Source organism: Massilia oculi (genome assembly GCF_017582745.1).
GTDB classification, from domain to species: Bacteria; Pseudomonadota; Gammaproteobacteria; order Burkholderiales; family Burkholderiaceae_D; genus Telluria; species Telluria oculi_A.
The window spans coordinates 129,567-151,461 of the sequence record NZ_JAFVIM010000015.1; the positions used below are offsets into that span (position 1 = coordinate 129,567).

9 protein-coding genes are annotated in these 21,895 nt (G+C 63.7%); 4 read left to right on the forward strand and 5 right to left on the reverse strand.

Annotated elements, in window-relative coordinates; translation table 11 throughout:
• The first annotated feature begins 99 nt into the window (after positions 1-99).
• Positions 100-3,090 carry a TonB-dependent receptor gene (locus tag J3U95_RS17695; protein ID WP_208279980.1) on the forward strand — a complete coding sequence of 997 codons (2,991 nt, stop codon included), beginning with the start codon at positions 100-102 and terminating at the stop codon, positions 3,088-3,090.
• Here J3U95_RS17695 and J3U95_RS17700 read toward each other — a convergent pair.
• Together J3U95_RS17700 and J3U95_RS17705 are read right to left on the reverse strand one after the other, a co-directional pair.
• Positions 3,067-5,400 carry a glycoside hydrolase family 2 TIM barrel-domain containing protein gene (locus tag J3U95_RS17700; RefSeq protein WP_229519913.1) on the reverse strand — a complete coding sequence of 778 codons (2,334 nt, stop codon included), beginning with the start codon at positions 5,398-5,400 and terminating at the stop codon, positions 3,067-3,069. The two genes, J3U95_RS17695 and J3U95_RS17700, sit on opposite strands and share 24 nt — an antisense overlap.
• Positions 5,400-6,917 carry a family 43 glycosylhydrolase gene (locus tag J3U95_RS17705; RefSeq protein ID WP_208279982.1) on the reverse strand — a complete coding sequence of 506 codons (1,518 nt, stop codon included), beginning with the start codon at positions 6,915-6,917 and terminating at the stop codon, positions 5,400-5,402. Before J3U95_RS17705 ends, J3U95_RS17700 begins: the two co-directional genes overlap by 1 nt.
• 195 nt (positions 6,918-7,112) lie before the next feature.
• Between J3U95_RS17705 and J3U95_RS17710 the strand changes: the two genes are divergently transcribed.
• Both J3U95_RS17710 and J3U95_RS17715 read left to right on the forward strand, forming a co-directional pair.
• Positions 7,113-9,059 (forward strand): family 43 glycosylhydrolase, encoded by a 1,947-nt coding sequence (locus tag J3U95_RS17710; protein WP_208279983.1) that lies wholly within the window; start codon positions 7,113-7,115, stop codon positions 9,057-9,059.
• Complete coding sequence (locus J3U95_RS17715; RefSeq protein WP_208279984.1) at positions 9,056-10,006, forward strand: glycoside hydrolase family 43 protein; 951 nt, start codon at positions 9,056-9,058, stop codon at positions 10,004-10,006. Before J3U95_RS17710 ends, J3U95_RS17715 begins: the two co-directional genes overlap by 4 nt.
• A 3-nt stretch (positions 10,007-10,009) precedes the next feature.
• Here J3U95_RS17715 and J3U95_RS17720 read toward each other — a convergent pair whose 3' ends face one another.
• On the reverse strand, positions 10,010-11,455 hold the full coding sequence (locus J3U95_RS17720) for an NAD-dependent succinate-semialdehyde dehydrogenase (RefSeq protein ID WP_208279985.1): 1,446 nt from the start codon (positions 11,453-11,455) through the stop codon (positions 10,010-10,012).
• A gap of 393 nt (positions 11,456-11,848) precedes the next feature.
• Here J3U95_RS17720 and J3U95_RS17725 point away from each other — a divergent pair, with 393 nt between their 5' ends.
• Positions 11,849-14,560, forward strand: coding sequence for a bifunctional diguanylate cyclase/phosphodiesterase (locus J3U95_RS17725; RefSeq protein ID WP_208279986.1), 2,712 nt, complete (start codon positions 11,849-11,851; stop codon positions 14,558-14,560).
• A 173-nt stretch (positions 14,561-14,733) separates the two neighbouring features.
• Here the strand turns inward: J3U95_RS17725 and J3U95_RS28765 are convergent, their stop codons facing one another.
• Positions 14,734-15,024 (reverse strand): nucleotidyltransferase family protein, encoded by a 291-nt coding sequence (locus J3U95_RS28765; protein WP_208279987.1) that lies wholly within the window; start codon positions 15,022-15,024, stop codon positions 14,734-14,736.
• Positions 15,025-15,155: 131 nt separating this feature from the next.
• Positions 15,156-21,743, reverse strand: coding sequence for an anti-phage protein ProA (gene proA, locus J3U95_RS28400; protein WP_229519914.1), 6,588 nt, complete (start codon positions 21,741-21,743; stop codon positions 15,156-15,158).
• Between the last annotated feature and the right edge of the window lie 152 nt (positions 21,744-21,895).

The window sequence follows — 21,895 nt, forward strand, 5'->3', positions numbered from 1 at the left end:
GGCGGCGGCGGGAATCGTGCCCGAATTCGTCATTGATGCGGTAGCCGGCATATCGCCACCTACCCAGAAAACATAACATCGATATCGGAAACAGCAACCATGAGATCCAGACACCAGCTTTCCCCCGGCGCCGCAGTCCTGCGCCGCAGCCTGACCAGCCTCGGCGTGCTCGGCATGCTTGCCACGCTCGATACGCGAGCGCAGGAGGCCGCGCCGCCCGCGGCGAGCGACCAGCCGCTCGAAACCGTGGTCGTCACCGGCTTTCGCGCGAGCTTGAACAGCGCACTGAACACCAAGAAGAATGCAGACGGCATCGTCGACGTCATCAAGGCCGAAGACGTCGCCAAGTTCCCGGATGCGAATCTGGCCGAATCGCTGCAGCGCGTGCCTGGCGTGTCGCTGGTGCGCGGCGATGGCGGCGAGGGCAAGCAGATCAGCGTGCGCGGACTGAATGCGGGCTTCACCCGCGTGCGCATCAACGGCATCGAGGCGATCTCCGCGACGGGCGCCTCGGACATCAACGGCAGCACCAACCGGTCGCGCGCCTTCGACTTCTCGGTGTTCGCCTCCGAACTGTTCAACAGCCTGGAAGTGCGCAAGACGTCGCAGGCCGACATCGAAGAAGGTTCGCTCGGCGCCACGGTCGACCTGCGCGCGGCGCGCCCGTTCGACTTCAAGGGCGAGACCATCAGCATCGGCGGCCAGCAGGCCTACAACACGCTCGCCCATCGTCCCGCCCCGCGCGCGACGGCGCTGTACTCGAACCGCTGGGATACCGGCATCGGCAAGGTAGGCTTCCTGGTCTCGGCCGCCTATTCCAAGCGCCACGCGACCGAGGAAGGCTACGAGGCGGTCGAACTGCTGTCGGCCGACTCGGATGGCGGTTTTTGCTCGCCGCTCGGAGCCACGCCGCAGAATCCCGCCAACTCGGGCGTCAAGGGCATCACCCCGGCCAACTGCGGCTTCAACCTGCCGCGCACCTCCACCGGCGCCGCCTACGACGACGTGTTCGGGCGCACCGACAGCTATGGCGGCACGGTGGCCACGCCAGCGCCAGGCTCGGGCGCCTTCCATCCGCGCATCCCGCGCTACCGACGCTCGGTGGCCGAGTACGAACGCGCGGGTTTGACCGCGGCCTTCCAGTGGCGTCCCGCCGCCGGCACCGAACTCAATCTCGACCTGCTGGGCGGCGATTTCAGGAACGACCGCTACGACAACTACATCTCGGCGATCTCGTTCGGCCGCAGTCTCGCCGCCGCCAACGGCAAGCCGCAGACCTCGATCCTCGAGACCTCGTTCAACGGGAACGGCAGCTGGGAGTACGGCCGCTTCAACGGCGTCGACGTGCGCTCGGAAGGCCTGCTCGACGTCAATAACACCGAGTTCCGCCAGCACGTCTTCTCGGGCACGCACAAGCTGAGCGACACCATCGAGCTCGATTTCATGAGCGGCATGTCGCGCTCGACGCTCGATTCGCCGATGCGCGCCACGGTGCAGATCGACGCGCCCAACGTCAACGGCTTTTCCTATGACTTCCGCGGCAACCGCAACGTCCCGACCATCGACTTCGGCATCGACGTCGTCAATCCGGACAACTTCAGCTGGGGCCCGGTGGACCCGGACGGCACGGTGCACGGCCAGTTCGTCGGCCGCAAGCTGGAAACCGGAAACAAGCTCAAGACCCATGCCGTGGGCGCCAGCTGGGACGTCAACGACAACCTGACCCTGCGCACCGGCTGGTCGACGCGCGAGAACACCTGGACCAATTTCGAGGTCGGCTCGGGCGCGCCCAACGGCCTGCCCAATCCGGCGGGCTTCCGGATGGACAGCGTAACGCGCATGATCAGCAACTTCGGCCGCGGCCTGGAAGGCAGCGGCTATCCGAGCCAGTGGGTGGCCATCGACCTCGACAAGTTCCGCAAGGTCTGGGACATCGAGTGCCACTGCGCCGCGGTCCCGGGCTCGGAATACAATCTGCTCAACCAGTCGAACCGCCGGGTGCGCGAGAAAATCGATGCGCTCTACCTGTCGGCCGATTTCCACTATGACGTCGGCCCCGTCACCTTGCGCGGCAATGCCGGCGTGCGCGCCGCCGAAACGAAGGCCACGGCGGCGGCGCTGGTCAATGCCGGCGGGCGCCTGGAAGAGATCAGCTTCGACAAGACCTACCGCGACTACCTGCCGGCGCTGAACCTGACCGCGCAGCTGCCGCGCGACGTATTCCTGCGCTTCTCGGCCGGCAAGACCCTGTCGCGGCCGGAATACATCGACCTGGCGCCGTCGGCAGCCGTCAATGTGCAGGCGCAGACGGTCGGCATCGGCAATCCGGAGCTCGATCCGATCCGCGCGAAGACGTACGACCTGCAGGCCGAGTGGTACTACGACAAGGGCGCCATGGTGTCATTGGGCTTCTTCCGCAAAGAGATCGACACCTATATCCAGAGCGTCGGCGAGCGGGTCCCGTACAATTCGCTCGGCTTGCCGGACGCGCTCCTGGCCGGTCCCGGCTGCTCGCTGACGGGCGGCACACCGGCCTGCCCGACCCTGCCGGATTCCCTGGTGACGGTGCGCCGTGCGGTGAACACGCCGGGCGGGCCGCTCAATGGCTTCGAGTTCAACCTGCAGGCGCCGTTCAACTTCCTGCCCGGCGTGTGGCGCAACTTCGGCCTGCTGGCCAACTACACGCGCGTGAAGTCGACCATCACCTACATCACGCGCACCGCGACCGCCACCCTGCCCCAGTTATCGATGGATGCGAACCTGGTCGGCATGTCGCCCAGGGCGGGCAACCTGACCCTGTACTACGAGGATCCGAAGTTCAGCGCGCGCATCTCGGCGGCGCACCGCTCCGAGTACCTGTTCAACGTGCTGGGCGACGTCAACGGCCACGACTTCACCTTCGTCGACGCCGCAACCAACCTGGATTTCTCGATGTCCTATAACCTGACGCCGCAACTGCGCATCACGCTCGAGGGTTCCAACCTGACCGACGAGCCGCTGCGCTACGGGCGCGACTCGCAGCGCAACGACACGCTGCTGTACGCACACTCGGGGCGGACCTTCGCCCTAGGGATGGCGTACAAGTTCTGAGGCGCCCAGGGCGCCCGCCTGGGCCCGCGCCTTGACGCCGGCGCGCGGCCCGGTCACGCGCACCAGCACGCTCGCGATCCCCGCCTCGGTTGCCACCACCTGGCTGCCGACGATCTGCGCACCTTCGATGCCGGAGAACGCGACTTCGGTGCCAGTCGCAGGCACCGTGGTGCCGTTGGCGTCGCGCAGGCGGGCGCGCAGGAAGACCAGGTCGCCCTCGACCGCGGGCACGCCGAGATCGTCCAGTTCTAGCGCCAGCGTCGTCGGCTGTTGGGGTGTGCGCACGCGGTGCTCGGCCACGACCTCCCCGCCTGCATAGGCCAACGCCACCAGTTCGCCGGGCGCGTAGCCGCCGGTGTCGAATTCGAGCGGCGGATGGGCCAGGCGCGGGTGGGTACTGGACGGCGCAATTTTCTGGCGTCCAACCGGCTTGCCATTCAGGCGCAGCTCGACTTCCTCGGCATTGCTGAACACGCGCACGCGGGGGTTCGAACCGTCTTGCCAGTAGCTGGCGATGAAGACCATCGGGCCACCGCCCCAGCGGGGTGAACCCTCCGTGGCGCTGCGCTGGGAGCGGAAGAACTCGGCCGCGAACTTGGGCAGGCGCTCGATGCTGAGCAATCCCGATTCCTCGAGATCCGGCGCATAACCGCGCGCATAATCGAACATGACCCAGTAGCCGTCGGCGAAGGCCGGCGTGGCGGCATTGTCGTCGTGGGCCTCGGCCACGTTGCGGGCCTGCTGCAGCAGTCGCGTCTCGCCGCTGCCCAGCGCCTGGCGGCTCGATCGATCGACCGGCTTGAGGTCGGCCCAGGCATCCTGGTTCAGGCCCGCGTTCATCGCATAGTATTCCCAGTCCCCGTACTCGGACACGATCAGCGGCTTGGCCGGCAAGGCATGCTTGCTGCCTATCCTGTGCTGGCGCGCCTGCAGATAGAGGTCATAGGTCTGCGGCACCCAGCCGGCGGACCAGGCCTGGTCGCCCGGGTACTCCCGGTGCACGGTGGCGTGCAGCGCCTGCACCAGCGGGTCCGGCATGTCGGTCTCGTTGAGCGAGCATTCCCAGGCCACGACGCTGGCGTGGTTACGGTCGCGCCGGATCATGTCGGCGCAGGTGCGCAGCGCCTGGCGCGCGAAGGCCGGATCGGGATTGTGGAACTGCCAGCCGGGGATGGCCGGCAAGACCATCAGGCCCAGTTCGTCGGCCGCCGCCATGAAGGCCCGCGACTGCGGATAATGCGACAGGCGCACGAAGTCGAAGCCGTAGCGCTTGATCAGCAGCGCATCGCGCGCGTCGGCCTGCGGCGACACCGCATAGCCGACGTAAGGGTATTCCTGGTGACGGTTGACGCCGCGCAGGCGCAAGGCTTCTCCGTTGAGCAGCAGGCGGCCGCCCTCGAAGGCCAGGCGGCGCACGCCGATGCGGGTCGCGACCACGTCCTCGCGGCCGGCGGCGGAGACCCTCGTCTCCAGCTGGTAGAGGTTTGGCGAGCGCGGCGACCATAATCTGGGCGCGCGCAAGGTCAGTGGCATCGTGACGTGGCGGCGTTCGCCCGCCTTCAAGCGCAGCTGCTGCTCGGCCTGGGCCACTTGCCGGCCGTCCCATGCCAGCCTGTGGCGCACGGTGACCGCCTGCGCGCTCTTCGACGTGTTGCTGATCTCGGCCTTCACCTGCACCTGCGCCTCGCCCTTGCCGATGCGCGGATAGGTCACGAACACCCCGCCGCCGCCCGGCGTGGCCGACAGCATCTCGTCCGTGACGTGCACCGCCGGCTTGATCAGGAGCCGCACGTCGCGGTAGATGCCGCCATGCTGGATATAGTCGAGCTGCTTGAGCGGCTTGGGGCCGGTGATCGGATTGTCCTCATTATTGGCGCGCACCACGAGTTCGTTCCTCCCCGCGGGAAGCAAGTCATCGGTGACGTCGAACGCGAACGGCAGGTAGCCTCCCAGGTGCTGTCCCAGGTGGCGGCCATTCAGCCAGACGTCGGCCACGTTCATCACGCCCTCGAAACGCAGGATGGCGCGCTCGCCCGGCCGCAGCTTGACGTCCAGGCGCTTCTTGTAGAACACCGTGCCCTGCCAAGGGGCCGTGGGTACGCGCGGCTCGATACGCGCCGCGTGCGGGAGGTTCACCTCGGACCAGGCGCCGTCCGGCACTTGGTCAACGCTCGCGACCTGGCCGCCCTCGTCGCGGTAGAACTGCCAGAATGCGTTCAGGTTCAGGTCTGCAGCCTGTGCGGGCGCGGCCAGCGCAAGCGCAAACAGGGCGAGGCGGGCCGCGCCCGTCGTGATTGTTGCGATGTTCATCATTCGCGCACCAGGCTGAAGTCGTCGAGGGTGAGCCAATCGCCGTCCTTCCCTTCCGAATAGACGCCGATCTGCACGCTACCGGTGGCAACCTGGATGCCGGCCAGCGTCACCTCGGTCCATCCAGCCAACTTGTCCGGCAGGGAGCGCGCGATCTCGGCGCCGCCGTGACCGGACGCGTACAGGCGCGCCACGCGTTGGCCGCCGCTGCTTTTCACCCACGCCCTGAGGATGTAGCGGCCGTTCGGCAGCGTGACGTTCTGGATCGCGCTGCCCATCGTCTGCCCCGCATGGCGCAGGCTCAATGCCCAGCGTCCGGTGCGTCCGTCCAGCACGTTCATGAACGGCGCATCGCCCTTGATGCTGGTCCAGCTGCTCACCCATCCGGCGACACTCGTCTGGCGCACCCGGTCGGCCTCGAAGCCGGGGTTGAGCAGGTAGTTGTTTCCCTTACCGACGGCCCAGGTGCCGCGCGCGGCGTTCAGCGTGAACTCACTGAGCGAGTTGAAGCGCGGCGCCGTGCCCTCGAACGACAGCGGCGCCCAGACGTGATAGCCATGCCCGTTCCCGGCAAAATTGCTCCAGCGGTCGCCCGCATACAAGACCGTGGTGCCGGCGCCGCCCTGGACCGGAATGAAGAAGCCGTTCTGCGACACGTGCGAAAAGTCCGCCTCGGTGCCCTCGATGATGCGTTCCGGCGTGTACGGACCGGTGATGTTCGGCGATGTCATGTAGAAGCTGCGCGAGGCGTTCCAGCCGTGCAGGTCGGACGAGCAGAAATAGTAGAGCCCCTTGTGCTTGAACATCGCATTGCCTTCGCGCCCGCCCGCCGGCGCGCTGTGGATGTTCGTGGCCGCCCCGACCTGCAGGAAGTCGGACGGCCGCAGCGGCGCCACGTACAACTGGCGCCGGTCGCCGTTGCTGCTGAAGATCAGGTAAGGCTGGCCGTCGTCGTCGGTGAACACGGTCTGGTCACCCGAGGTCGGAGTGGCGACATTCTCGATATTCGCCTGCAGTCGCTCGAACACGAAGGGGCCATTGGGACTGTCGCTGGTGGCGAACAGCACGCCGCCGCCCGTGCCCTTGCTGCTGTATTGAGTGAGCAGCACGTACTTGCGGGTCGCCTTGTGGTACACCACACCCATGCGTCCCAGCCAGGCCTTCGGATCGTACTGCTTGCCCAGGCCCTGGGGCGTGAGGACGTCGCCTTCGAAGGTCCAGTTCACCAGGTCGGTCGAGGAGTAGGCGGTGACCGCGCTGAAGTGCGGCTGATCGAGCGCCTTCCCCGGCGCTTGGGCGTAGCTCACCGCCTCGGCATATTTCACGCCATACCAGTAGTACTTCGCGCCGACCTTGAGCATGCCGCCTCCCTGCGAATAGATCGGCGTGCCGGCGGTGTCCTTCCAGAAGCTGCCGTTGCGGATGGTGGTCCCGGCGGCGCTTGCCTGCTGCATCGCGCCGACAAGGGCCAGTGCAAGGCAGGCGCGCCGGCCGCTGCGGCGGAAATATTCGATCATCGATTCTCCAGTGTGGCGCCCGACGCGTCGGGCATGCGGGAACGGCGCGTCCCGCCCGGCAGTATAAGAGTGCTCTGCGGCCTGCGACGACGATCATCCGATCAACATGCTGAGCAATCCGCCCTTGCCCGATCTGGGCCGGAACACATCGCCCATAATCGCACTCTGTCCATCCCGCACGGAGTCCAACCCAGCATGCATCGTCTCCTGTCTTCGATCATCGCCTTCGCGGCCAGCGCCCTGGTCGCCGTGCAGGCGCAAGGCATCGCGCCCGCGCCCGCACTCGAGGGTTTCACCGCGGACCCGTCGATCAGGGTATTCGGCGACACCTATTATCTTTACCCGACTTCCGACAGGCCGAACTGGATGACCACCGACTTCTCGGTCTGGTCGTCGAAGGACCTCGTCAAGTGGAAGAAGGAGCGGATGGTACTGGACGTCGCCAACGATCTGAAGTGGGCGAACATCAAGGCCTGGGCGCCGGACGCCATCGAGCGCAATGGCACTTATTACTTTTACTTCAGCGCCGACCACAAGATCGGCGTGGCCACGGCCAAGTCGCCTACCGGTCCCTTCATCGATGCGCTGGGTGCGCCGCTGCTGGTCCGCACCGCCCAGATGACGACGAATACGATCGACCCCTACCCCTTCATCGACGACGACGGCCAGGCCTATCTGTACTGGGGCAACGGCGATGAAGCCAACGCCTACAAGCTCAAGCCGGACATGGTCACCGTCGAGGGCGAGGTCCATCGCATTCCGATGAAGGATTTCCGCGAAGGCGTGGTGGTCTTCAAGCGCCAGGGCAAGTACTACTTCATGTGGTCGATCGACGATGCGCGCAGCCCGAATTACCGGGTCGGCTGGGGCACGGCGGATTCGCCATTGGGACCGGTGCAGGCGGCGACGAAGAACTTCATCGTCCTGCAAAAGAACGGCGCCGCGGTCGGCACCGCCCACCACAGCGTGGTCCAGGTGCCCGGCACCGACCGCTGGTACGTGGCCTACCACCGCCACGCCATCCCGGACGGCAACGGCTACCAGCGCCAGACGGTGCTGGCGAAGATGACGTTCGACGCCGACGGCAACATCCTGCCGATGGATCCCATGCAGAGCGCCTTCCAGCCCGGCGACGTCGGCGAACCGATCGTCGAAGGCAAGGGCTTGAACGCCGCCGCGCCCGCAGACCGCCCCAACTACCTGCTGGCCCACTTCACCAGCGAGACCACCGACGGCGAGCAGATCTACTTCGCCACCAGCCAGGACGGCTATCGCTGGACCGACCTGAATGGCTCGAAGCCGGTCCTGCGCAGCACGATTGGCGAACAGGGTGTGCGCGACCCGGCGATCGTACGCTCGCCAAGGGGCGACAAGTTCTGGATCCTCGCCACCGACCTGCGCATCGCCAGCGGCAAGGGCTGGCAAGCGGCCATGCACAAGGGCAGCACGAAGCTGGTGATCTGGGAATCGAGCAACCTGGTCGACTGGTCGGCGCCGCGTCTGGTCGACGTGGCCGGCGGCATTCCCGAGGCTGGCAACGCCTGGGCGCCCGAAGCAATCTACGACGAAGGCAGCGGCGACTATCTCGTCTACTGGGCCACCATCTCGCCGGCCGACGGCGTCACCAAGCCGCGCATCTATTACTCACGCACGCGCGACTTCGTCAGCTTCACGCCGGCCACGCTGTACATCGACCGCCCCGGCACCCATGGCCTGATCGACACCCAGATCGTCAAGGTCGAAGATCCGCGATCGCGTTACCGCTACGTGCGCGCTTCCGGCGACGGCCAGCTGACGCTCGAAGGTGCCAACGCGCTCCTGGGCCAGTGGGACATCCTGGGCGACCTGCGGCCGCTCGGCCTGACCGGCAAGGACGTCGAAGGACCGATCCTGTTCAGGATCGAGCAGACCGGCGAATGGGCCATGTGGGTCGACCAGTATGCGCGCAAGGCCGGCTACCTGGCCCTCACCAGCGACGACCTGTCGCGGCCTGAGCGCTTCCGGCGCGCGGAGCCGGACAGGATCGATTACGGCCGCAGCAAGAAGCGCCACGGTTCCATCCTCGATATCAGCAGCGACGAATACCGGCGCCTCCTGGCCCGGTGGCCTGTCGCCGCACCAGCCCAAGCGAGTCCGCCATGATGCGACACCTGCTACCCGCCTTCCTGCTGTCGATCGCAAGCTGCGCGCACGCCGCCAATCCGATCGTGACCGACATCTTCACCGCCGACCCGGCCGTGGTCGTCGACGGCAAGCGCCTCTATCTCTACACGGGCCGCGATGAGGCCAAGCCGGGCGAGACGACCTACAAGATGAATGAGTGGCGTGTGTTCTCGACCTGCGATATACGCAACTGGACCGACCACGGCGTCGCCGCCACGGTCAAGACCTTCGCCTGGGCCAAGGCCGATGCCTTCGCCGCCGACGTCGTCAGGCACAAGGGAAAATACTATCTGTATGCGCCGGTCAAGCACGCCACGATCCCGGGCTTCGCCATCGGCGTCGGCGTGTCGGACACGCCGACAGGGCCGTTCAGGGATGCGCGCGGCACGGCGCTGGTGACCAACGACATGACGCGCGAGACGCCGAACGGCTGGGACGACATCGATCCGGCCGTGTTCGTGGACGACGACGGCCAGGCCTATATGTACTTCGGGAACAAGGTGCTCAAATACGTCAAGCTCAAGCCGAACATGATCGAGCTCGATGGCCCGATCCAGACGGTGGGCTTGTTCAGTTTCGAAGAGGCGCCCTGGCTGCACAAGCGCGACGGCGTGTATTACCTGAGCTATGCGAGCGGCCTGCCCGAGGTGATCGCCTATGCCACGGGGCCCAGCCCGACCGGCCCCTGGACGTATCGTGGCGTTATCATGGACAAGAACAAGGTGACGCACACGATCCACCAGGCCTTCGCCGACTTCAACGGCAAATCCTACATCTTCTATCACAACGAGATGCTGTCGGGCGCCGACTACCGCCGCTCGGTCGCGGTCGAGGAATTCAGTTACGGGAAGGACGGCGCGATTCCCCATATCGCCCAGACCCGCGCCGGCCCGGCAGCCAATCCGGCGCCGGGCTGTGCCAACTAGGGATCAGACCCCGACCATCGAGACCGCCTTGGTATTGAGGTAGGATTCCAGCGCCTCGGGACCGCCTTCGGAACCGTAGCCCGAATCCTTGATGCCGCCGAACGGCATTTCGGCGCTCGGCGCGGCCGGCTGGTTAATCCACAACATGCCGACTTCGACGCGGTTCATCAGCAGCTGGGCGTTCTTGATCGAGCTGGTGAAGGCATAGCCGGCCAGGCCGAATGGCAGGCGGTTGGCTTCCGCGATCGCGTCTTCGAGGCTGTCGAAACCGCGGATCGCCGCGACCGGGCCGAACGGCTCGTCGTTGAACACGCTCGCCGCCAAAGGCACGTCGGCCAGGATGGTCGGCGCGAAGAAGTTGCCGGCGTCGCCCACGCGTTCGCCACCGGTGGCGATCACCGCGCCCTTGGCGCGCGCATCGTCCACCAGCTGCGACATCGCCGTCAGGCGGCGTGGATTGGCGAGCGGCCCCAGGGTGGTGCCTTCCTGCAGGCCGTCGCCCAGCTTGAGGCTTTCGGCGTGCTTGACCAGCGCGCGGGTGAACTCGTCCTTGACCGCGTTGTGCACCAGGAAGCGGGTCGGCGAGATGCACACCTGGCCCGCATTGCGGAACTTGGCGCCGCCGGCGGCCTTGACCGCCAGCGTGACGTCGGCGTCGGCCGCGACGATCACCGGCGCATGGCCGCCCAGCTCCATCGTCACGCGCTTCATGTGGGCGCCGGCCAGTGCGGCCAGCTGCTTGCCGACCGGGGTCGAGCCGGTGAAGGTGACCTTGCGGATCACCGGGTGCGGGATCAGGTAGCCCGAGATCTCGGCCGGGTCGCCGAACACCAGGCCGACCACGCCCGGCGGCACGCCGGCGTCGACGAAGCACTGGAACAGCGCGGCCGGCGACGCCGGGGTCTCTTCAGGCGCCTTGCACAGGAAGGAGCAGCCGGTGGCCAGCGCCGCGGCCAGCTTGCGCACGACCTGGTTGATCGGGAAGTTCCACGGCGTGAAGGCGGCGACCGGGCCGACCGGCTCCTTCAGCACCAGCTGCTGGGCGGCCGGATTGCGCGACGGGACGATGCGGCCATACACGCGCATGCCTTCGGCGGCGAACCAGTCGATGATCTCGGCGCCGGCCATGGCTTCCATCTTCGCTTCGGCCAGCGGTTTGCCTTGCTCCTGGGTCAGGAGGCGCGCGATGTCTCCGGCGCGCTCGCGCAGCAGATTGGCGGCGCGGCGCATGGTGGCGGCGCGCTCGGCGGCGGGAACGACGCGCCAGGCCTCGAAGCCTTTCTGGGCGGCGGCCAGCGCGCGGTCCAGGTCGGCGATGGCGGCATGGGCCACGCTGCCGATCGGCTGTCCGGTGGCCGGGTTGACCACGGGGATGGTCTTGCCGCCGCTGGCGTCGACCCATTCGTTGGCGATCAGGAGGCGGATGTCGGGATAGCTGGAAGTCGTCATGGGCATCAAGGTCCGGTTTGGTAAAACGTTCATGATAGACCTTTTCGCGGAGGTTGGCCGAGGGCGCCTCGATATGGAAACTGCCGGCCACGGTCCAGCCAGCGACAGCGTCTATCGTGCGCCCTGTCGATATTTACGGTGAGGTGGCATAGAATCACGCGGCATCTTTCACCACACGCGCAACGGAGGGATGCGGCGCGGCGTAGCCGCGCTGGCCTGCCACGCCTTGCTGGCGGCGCTTTCGCCCTCGTTGAGTTCGGACCGGTGCGACGCAAGAGGCAATTTTTTTTGCAATGGACGCTATACTCGGTGCATGTCGTCGATGGAAACGAGCGTCATGGCGCGAGAAGTTCGTGACAGTGGCATCACAGCACTTTTCTGGAAAGACGTGGGATGGACTTGCTCTCTGCACGCAAGCTTCGCCGTGGTTTGATCGCACTCGCGATTGCCTTGCCAGCGCTGTTCACAGCGTCGACAGTGGCGAGGATCGTTCAGGATTACCGGTCGACCCTTGAACAGGCTGAATCCGACATGCGAAATATCGCGACGACGCTGCACGAGCATGCCATGCGCACCTTCAGCGAGGCCGACACCCATCTGCGCATGGCCATCGCCGAAATTGAACAGCATGGATTCGAGGCTGCGCCGAACTACGAAGCCGAGCTCCATGAAATTCTGCTCGCGAAGCAAACGGACTCGCCGTTGGCAGCAAGTGTGGGCGTCTTGTCGCCGGATGGCTGGATACTCGCCAGTGCTTTCCGCTACCCGATGCGTCCGGTCGACGCCCGCGACCGCGATTATTTTATCTATCTGAGTTCACACAACCAGCGCGAACGCTATATTTCTCGTTCGGTCCAGTCACGCTTGAGCGGCAAGTGGGTTATTCCAGTGGCGCGCAGGGTGAACCGCCCGGACGGATCCCTGAAAATGATCGTCAACTTTGGCATTGACAGGGAATACTTCGACGGTTTCTATCGCAACCTCCAGTTGGGCAGCAGCCGCCGCCTTTTGCTCGTCCGCCGCGACGGCTGGGTGATCATGGAAACGCCGCTGACGACCGGTATCATAGATCGCAATCTGGCGAGTACGGCTCCATTTCTTGCACCCAACCGGCCCTTGGTGAGCGCCTACGAAACATCACAAAGTTCGCTCGATGGGGCGGCGCGCGTGGTTGGCTACGCAAGCCTGGCTGAGTCACCCGTGGTTGCCGTGGCTAGCATGTCCCGCGACCAGGTGTTGCAGCCCTGGATCGTACGCAGTTGGCAACTTGCCAGCCTTGCTGCCGTGTCCGTGCTTCTGCTCCTGGGCCTCCTGCGTTTCCTGTGGCTGCGCTTGGCCGATCTCGAAGCGGCCCGGGATGGTTTGGCGGCGCGCAATGTCGAACTGGATGCCGCGCGTCTCCGCTTCCAGGAGCTGGTTGACGGCATCGACGGCGTGGTCTGGGAGGCCACACTACCGGATTTCACATTCACCTACGTTAGTGGCAATGCCGAGTCGGTCTCTGGCTACGACGCGAAACAGTGGATCGACGACCCGCATTTCTGGTCGGATCGGCTGTGTACGGATCCCGACGGAAGAAAGGCCGATGCTTTGTTGGATGCCGGCGGCTCGACTCTATCCAAGCCGATCGAACATCACATTCTTGCACCGAATGAAAAGGAAATATGGCTCCGAAGCAATGTCATGCTTGCGGAAAGTCCAACGCGCGGACTATATGTGCGGGGCGTTACGACCAACATCACGCTCGAGAAGGAATCCGAGTCACGGCTGTTCGAGGCGATCCATGTCGATCCCCTGACCAAATTGCCGAACCGTCGCGCGCTCGTCAAGCACCTTGAGCACGCGTTAATCCTCGCGCAGCACAGTCGCGCGATGGTCGCGGTCATCTTGATCGATTTGGATAATTTCAATACCTTGAATGACAGCCTCGGTCACGAATTCGGTGATGAGGCGCTCATCCACATCACGGCACGCTTGCAGGCATGCCTGGAGTCTACCGACATGCTGGCGCGGATGGGTGGCGACGAGTTCACCATCGTGATGGAAGATGTCGACCAAAACCCGCTCAAGGTAGAACACTTGGCCGAGCGTGTCCATGCATCTCTTTTACACGTGATTGCGATCGCCGGACGCAAGCTGTACACCACCGTCAGCATGGGCATTGCCATGTTTCCTCAGGATGGCGCGGACCATCAGACGCTGATTCGAAACGCCGACACTGCCCTCTACCGTGTCAAGGAAGCCGGGCGTAATGGCTGGCAGTTCTTCGATAGTTCGATGGCGCGCCAGATTGAATACAGGCTGGATATGGAATCCGGCCTGCGACACGCTGTTGAAAACAGAGAATTTCGCCTGCACTACCAGCCCCAACACTCGCTTGAAGACGGCAGCATCGTCGGGGCGGAGGCGCTGGTTCGTTGGGAACGCCCGGGCGTCGGCATGGTGCCGCCGCACGAGTTCATTCGCATGGCCGAGGAAAGTGGCTTTATCGTCAGGCTGGGAACCTGGGTCTTGATGACCGCCTGCTGCCAGGCGGCAGACTGGCGCAAAGCCGGCTTGTACTTGCGTGTTGCCGTCAACGTCTCTACCGTCCAACTACAACAATCGGACTTCGTCAAACAGGTCCGGCATGCGCTTGCGGTATCCGGACTGCCGCCACATCGGCTCGAACTGGAGATCACCGAAGGCGCGTTCGTTACCGACGTCCCTGACGCACTCGACAAGCTCAGTCAGATCAAGTCCATTGGCGTGGAACTTGCCGTCGATGACTTCGGCACGGGCTACTCGTCACTGTCCTACCTGAAGCAGATGCCGGTCGACCGCTTGAAGATTGACCAGAGCTTTGTGCGTGACCTCCCTGGCGACCAGGAAGACTGCGCGATTGTGCGGGCAATCCTGGCGATGGCCTCCAATTTGGATCTCCACGTCATCGCCGAAGGGGTCGAATCCGAGGGACAGCTCGACTTCCTTCGTGAGGAAGGATGCCAGGAGGTCCAGGGGTTTCTGCTCTCGCCACCAATCAGTCCCGACAACTTTATTGCGCGATTTCGCAATGCTGGGCGCACGTCGGAGCCGCAGCGTGTTATCGCTCATTCCTCATCGTAGTGGACTCTTGCAGAGAAAGGCGTAGACAGGAAGTCTGGAGAATTACGACAATCCTGGTGCTTGACGTCCAGCACGTACCAGGAACGCGATCATGGGGTTGGCGAGCCATCCAGACGATTAATGGAACCAAGTCAAGAAGGCCAGATAATCGACCAGGCGCTGCAGATCCTTGCTCATACCGGCACGGCTTGCGCGAACACGGTCGCCCGGAATGTCTCGGGCAGTGCTTTCGACGTCAGTCCGTCGACTGGTACTCCCAGCAGCTCCAGGAGTTCGTGGCGGATTGCCCCAATGTCAAACAGGGTCGTTTCCGGTGTCGGATCGACGAGCAGGTCCAAATCACTCTCGTCGGTATCGCAGCCTTGAACCACAGATCCAAACACGCTAGGATTGCGATCACGATGTCCCGCCACGATGGTGCGAATGGCGTCCCGGTGTGCGTTTAGGGCGATAGCTGGTTTCACGGCAACAGACCGCGTAGTTCGCAGATAGTGCAAGATTGCACCATCGTGCGTTCATCACCCAAGGTTTGTTTGCCAGCATCGGCAGACCCTACCCGGACTGAATACGTCGCAAAGGTTGCGCACATGCGCACTCATTGCGCCCCTGCCTCCTCGCTCTCTCGTCCAGCAGCTGTCAACGCACTTTCCAGTCGCCGGCGACTAGCGGCCCTGACATTGTACATACCCAGCCGCTTCGCCATCGCGGCCACCGCCCCCTCTCCAGATGCTCCGTCAGCAATAACCAGTCGCGCCACAGATACAAGCTCGTCCATACAAATCTCATCCAGATTTCTGCCTACGTCCGTGTCGCCGCGGAACGCAACCGGAGTGCCGGGTCCTCGACCTTCCGCCCAGAAGAACACCCCTACATCTTCCTCGGTATGCTCCAGGCACGCGTATGCGATCGATGATACGCGCTCCTGAATGCGCGCCCCAGTACGTTGCCAACCATGCTGGCGCGCAATTCTGCGCGCCAGCACTGTATCCCTGACCGGCCCTTCGATCCCGACAATTTCACGTACCAGGTCACGAAGCCGTTCGTCGTATGCGATGGCAAAGAAGGCGTCGGCGTTCAACCCGGAGGCGCCGGACACCTCCACATATTCGAGCTCGATGGTAGCGGGGGCTTCGTGATCGGCATCGTGTCCGCCAGGCGCAACGGTTCCGCCGGTGGCGCCCATATCGCCTGCAATCTTCGTCTCTGCAACCGCGCCTTGCTCGGTACTGGCCCTGGCAATCGCTTCCCGTGCCTCTACCTCCGCCGCATCGCGCTCGCGTTCCTGGCGACGCCGTTGGCGGCTGGCATCCAGCAGGCGCTCAAGAGCCGCATGCACCTTTTCAAGCGTCCCTGCCCGGTCCACCCACCAGTCGGTCGACCAGATCCGGACGATTTCCCACCCCAAGCCACGGAGTACCTGCTCGCGCAGCATGTCACGATCGCGCGCCGTCGCGGATCGGTGGTAGGTCGCACCGTCGCATTCGACACCGCACAGATAGGTGCCAGGCGAATCGGGATGAACGACACCCAGATCCACGCGGAATGACGAGGCGCCGATCTGTGTCTGCACCTGCCACCCCTTCGACGCCAGTGCAGCCGCAACCGCCTCCTCGAACGGACTCTCGAACCCACCCAGGCTGCCCTTGGTCGCCTCCGCCAAAGCCCGTGGGCCGCGCTCGGCGAACTCCAGGAAGTGCTTCAGATCCCTGACCCCTGCCGCTTGCGTGCGCGACAGGTCGAACTGTTCGGCCTTGAGGCTTGCAAAAATACGCAGCTCTTGCCGGGCGCGGGTAATCGCCACATTCAGCCGGCGCTCGCCGCCATCCCGGTTCATTGGCCCAAAATTCATCGATACCGCGCCCGAGAGGTCGGGCCCGTACGTGATCGAAAAATAGATGATGTCGCGTTCGTCTCCCTGAACCGATTCCAGGTTCTTCACGAACAGCGGCTCCAGTTCCATTTCCGAGAAGTGCGATTCCAGCGAAGGATCCTTCCTGCGTTCTTCGTCAAGCAAGTCTTCGATAAGATTCATCTGCTCGGTATTGAAGGTCACTACACCGATGGTCAACCTGGATTCCTTGAAGCCCGGCGATTTCAGGCGAGCGACGATGTCCGCAACTAGCGCCTTTGCTTCCGGCTTGTTGATGCGCGCGCCACCCTTTTCGTAGACCCCTGCCACGTGATGGAAACTGACGGCGCGGTCCTCGGTGACCGGGGATGGGAAGGTGACCAGGCCACCACCGTAATAGCGATGATTCGAGAAGGCGATCAACGATTCGTTACGGCTGCGATAATGCCAGGCCAGATTCATCGTGGGTAGATTCGCCCCCATGCACTCGTCAAGAATGCTTTCCAGATCGGTCTCGACGTCCTCGTCGTCCGCCGACGACTCGGCGCGGTCGAAAAACGCGGTCGGCGGCAGTTGCTTCGGGTCGCCGACCATGACGACCTGGCGTCCGCGGGCCATGGCGCCGATCGCGTCCCACACCGGGATCTGCGACGCCTCGTCGAACACCACGACGTCGAACGTGCTGGCGTCCGCAGCCAGATACTGTGCGATTGACAGTGGACTCATCAGTAGACACGGCGTCAGCTTTGCCAGCGCAGTCGGAATGCTCTGCATGAGTTCACGCAGCGGCATGTGCTGCTTCTTCTTGCCGATCTCATGCCTCAGTACGCCCCACTCGGACGCGCGGGTTACGGTATCGGCCTTCGGCATGCCGGCACACAGCGATGCCCGCACCCATGCCCGGGTCACGTCGGTGAATTGCTTGTCGAGAGCGCGGAAGTCGCCGATACGCTTCTCGTGTTCGGCCGATACGAAACCGCGGATGACTGGTTCGTTGTCCACCGCACGGTTAAGCCACCAGCGGCTGTAGTTGGTCTCGAATGCGCGCAATACCTCGGTTGACCCGATCGCACCGCTTTCCATTGCATGAACGACCGGCCCCAGTGAAACCGCCCGTGCTTCGTCGCGCACCTTCCGCCACGCGCACCAGGCCCTGACGCGAGGCTCGGCAGCCACGATGTTGCTGCAACAGCTTATCAAATCGTCGAGCGCCATTGCGTTGAAATGAAGGGCCACCCCTTCGTCAAACGCACCGGTCGTTACCAATGCCGCAATCGCCGGCTGCAATGACTCCAGCACGTTCTGGTATTGCTTGCCAGCGTTGATGAAAGGCCCTGAGGGACCGAGCAAGGCATTGCCTTCGGCCACCATCTGCTCGAACGCCTGTCGTAATGCAGCTGCGTCATCCAGCGACTCAGCGAGGTTTGCGATTGCGCCAGAGACGGCGTCATGGAACGACGCCACGCGCTCAATCTCCCCTGCGCTGGTCTGCAGCCCTGCCCATATTCCACCAGTCAGATCACGCAACTCATCGAACGTGTGCAGCTTCTCTTCGACAGCGTCGCGCTTGCGCAATCGCTGGTAATCGGCCGCCAATGCCACACCACAATCGGATGCTGCGATCTCGCCGTGGTCACCCTGCAGCGTCCCTTCCTCCTGGACAGCCCGAAGCGCAGTCGCAAAGCGCAGCGCGGCAGCCAGCACATGCGGCTGGGTGGCGTCGCCAGCCCACAGTCCCTGCGTGTCGTCCGTCAACGCCTGCATGCCGGCGATGTCGGCATCGAGACTGCGCAGCATGCGTAAGCGGTTCAGGTCGTCGGCAAGCGCAGCACCGCATCTGCCATTTTCCACCGCCTCGAACTCGCGGTCTGCCCACTCAGCGCGCTGACGCGCCTGCGTCAACGACTCCTGGAACCGTAGCGCGGTTCGGACGAATTCCTGCCGGGTCTTCAGACCTGTCCAGATTCCTTCAACCATCGGACCGATCTCGACACCAGCAAGCTCGGACTTCAGGTCGCGGATGCGTACCAGAAGAGGAAGGTCCTCGGCGATGTCGGCATCGCCGTCTCCCGTCACACAATCCTGCACCGTCCTGGTGATCGCGCGTTTGCGCAGCCACGACATCGGCCAAGCACTACGCTCCGCCTCCGCCCACCCCCGCTGCAACTGATGGACGTTCACCTGCTCGACCTGCTCGCCATACCGGACCGACAACTTGTCTTCACTCGCGGCTAACTCCTCCAGAAGCCGCAGACCTTTCTCGAGCTCGGACACTACGTCGGAAGACCATGGTTTCCCAAGCTGCGCATGCAGACGTTCACGCTCGGCAAGCAAGGTGAGCGCTTTGTTGCAGCGGGCGACCACAGCCTCGGGCCAGGCAACGGCGATCTGCGCGGTCAGTTCGCGATGCTGGAGCACGTACTGCATTCCTGCCGCCAATCGATCGAGCAAGGCGCGCGCATCGGGACGGAACACAAAGCCCCACCGGTGTCCAAATGCCTCTGGAAGGCAGCGTGATAGGTCAGCGATCGCGGCGCGGGCACGCCGGTTCGTTGGAAGACCCAGAAGACCGGTAACGTCCTGCAGCGCTGAAATCGCGCGTTGGACGTTCTGCGCCGCCGGGACGACCGTGCGTGCCGCGGTAATAAAGTTCTGCTGCCAGGTCGGCGTCCAATCGCCGCGCCCGACAGCCGTCAGCGGCCCCTCGACCAGATCGCCGGGGCCGACGGCTTCGGCATTCACCTCAAGCCGCTCGGCCAGATCACGCAGATGATCGAGCTGTCCGGGGTCATGCGCATTCGCGTCAGCCCAGTAAAGTTCGATAACGGGGACGTCCATGCCATCCACGACCTTGCCGATCGCATCGTAGATGGTCAGGCCGTTGCGGTGCCGGTGGTGCAGGCGTTCGACGTACTGGTTGAGGTCATCGCGGTAGCGCTTCAACTTGGCGGCTTGGGCGCGCCATTCCTCCGGATCGACATCGCCTTGCGCGTCCCATGCCTTTTGCAACTGGGTGATCACGTCGAGCTTGCGCGCCTTGCTGGAATGGAGTTCAAGGCAGAATTCGCCCAAGCCTACCTCGCGCAAGCGACGGTAGACGACGTCCAGCGCCGCGATCTTCTCGGACACGAACAGCACGCGCTTGCCTTCGGCGAGGCATTGTGCGACCAGGTTGGCGATGGTCTGGCTCTTGCCGGTGCCGGGCGGCCCGATCAGAACAAAATCCTTCCCCCGCGCGCCCGCCATGACGGCGGAAAGCTGCGACGAGTCGGCAGGCAACGGGCAGAAAGTGGACTCGGGCGCAAAATCGGCATCAAGCCGCTTCGGCAGTGGGAATGTAATCGTGGATGTATACGGCTCACGCGGGGTGTCAATCAGATGGCGCACTACCGCGTTTTGCCGCAACTGGTCGGTTCGCTGTGCCAGGTCGACCCACATCAGGTACTTGCCGAAGGAGAAGGATGCCAGGACGACTTCGTCAGACACCTCCCATCCCCTGACGTCGCGGACCGCATGCGACACGGTCTTCCAGATGCGTGCAATGTCCAGCCCGGCGTCGTCCTGCGGCAGTTCGCCGTCAACCACGCCCAGATTCAAACTAAAATCCTGGCGCAGCATCTCGACCAGGGTCGGGTTAAAGCGTGGCTCGTCCTCGTGCAAGGATACTGTGAAGCCGGAGCGCGCGCTCTTGCGCTGCAGGGAAACCGGAATCAGGATCAGCGGTGCCTTGTACTTCTGCCCTCCCTTGTCGTCGCGCGTCCAATTCAGGAAGCCCAGTGCCAGGAACAACGTGTTGGCACCTCCTTCCTGCAGCGTCGTGCGCGCACTGCGATACATATCGACGAGCCGGGTTTCGAGTTCGGTATCCTGCATGCCGATGAATACTTCGCGCCGTTTGAGTGCGTCCAAAGCATGCTCGCGACGTACGTCCTCACGGGATCGCTGCTGGTGGAGCGCCTGATCCCGAGGGTCGCGCCCATCCATTAGCTCAGGCCTAGGAAGCAGGCGGATAGCCACCCCGCCGGACAGCACGTCTTCCAGCGCGCCCGGGTCCGGAGCATCGATCCTGACTGCCTTCTTTCCTGCCTTGAAATTTAGCAAGTTATTGCGTAGCGACAGGTCAAGAAGCTTACGCTGCCAGCGTGCAAGCCTGTCTTTCGGATCGAGCGAAGGCTCGTCGACCACAATCGCTTCGTCAGGAAACTCCGGTGCGCCACTGTCGAAAGTCGCCGCGGTCGCCTGGACTGCGTCGTCGTCGGGTGCGGTCACGACCTGGCTGTCGCCGCTGGCAAGCGGTTTGATGCGCTGCATGCGTGCGCGCCGGATATCGACGACGAGCTCGAATTCTTCTTCACGCTCTTCGGCAATCGCGCGTGCGGCTTGCTCCATAGCATAGGAAAAAGTTGGCGCTGGACGATGCGTAATCAGCGTGCTTTCGAATAACACCAATTCCTTGAGCCGTACGCGCTTTCGGATGGCGGTAACGTCATCCACCACCACCGTCGAAAACTCTTCATTGCGCAGCCAGACTCCAGGGAATGCATGGCCTTTCGTGAAAACGACCATCGAGTTCAAGCCTGCCTGTTCAAGGGCCGAACAAAACAGAAGCGTGAGGTCGAGGCAGGTGCCGAGACCTGCATCCAGTACCTGCGAAACGCTGCGCACCTTTTGTCCACGGTACTCAAAGCTCGCAGGCGGCAAGGCGTAATCGAGGCCAAGCCCAGCCACGGCTGTCCACAGCGCGGAAGCAAGTTCCCAGGCCCGCTTCGCGCCACCCTGGTAGCCATCCAGCGCGGGGTTCTTACTGGCTTCGCGCAGTACTTGCGCAGCGCGTTTCAGGAGCCGGTCGACAGCCAGTTCGTTCGGCTGCACGAAGGCAGCCACGAGATCCGGCAGGTGGGCCAGTCCCCCCCACTGGTTACGCGGGAGCAGCTCAATCTTGCGCTCCTCGGTTGCCAGCACCCGCTCTTCAGCGGTTCCTGTCTTTTCCACCAGCGATACCGTAATAGTCGAGGTCTCGGCTTCAGTCAGTCTGGCGAGCAGGATACCGTCCAGAGCAACGTCACAATCCTTGATGTGATACCGCGACCTTGCATCACAGGCATCGATCGACCATGTCTTTGGCTTCACAAACGGTGGGAAGGATTCGAGCCGTATTTGCAGTTGCGAGAGCTCCCGGTCACTGTTGTTCTCGATTGCCAATTCGCGCAAGAGTGGCACTGCATTCTGGAAGTCGGCGAGATTGAGCTTACTGCCGTGCGCGATGTGAATCACGTACTCCACCTGCGTCTCGACAGAAGTGACCGACGACTCCAAAACCTGTTCCACGTTCATCCCCAATCTGAATGGTCAACCAACTTATCCGGTAATCCCCCCACAGAAAGAGCGCGTTTAGAAGTAGAATTTTCTACTTAAGAACAGAAAGCTCTACATGAAGACGTCCCGTTTTACCGACAGCCAGATCATCGCCATCCTCAAGCAAGCCG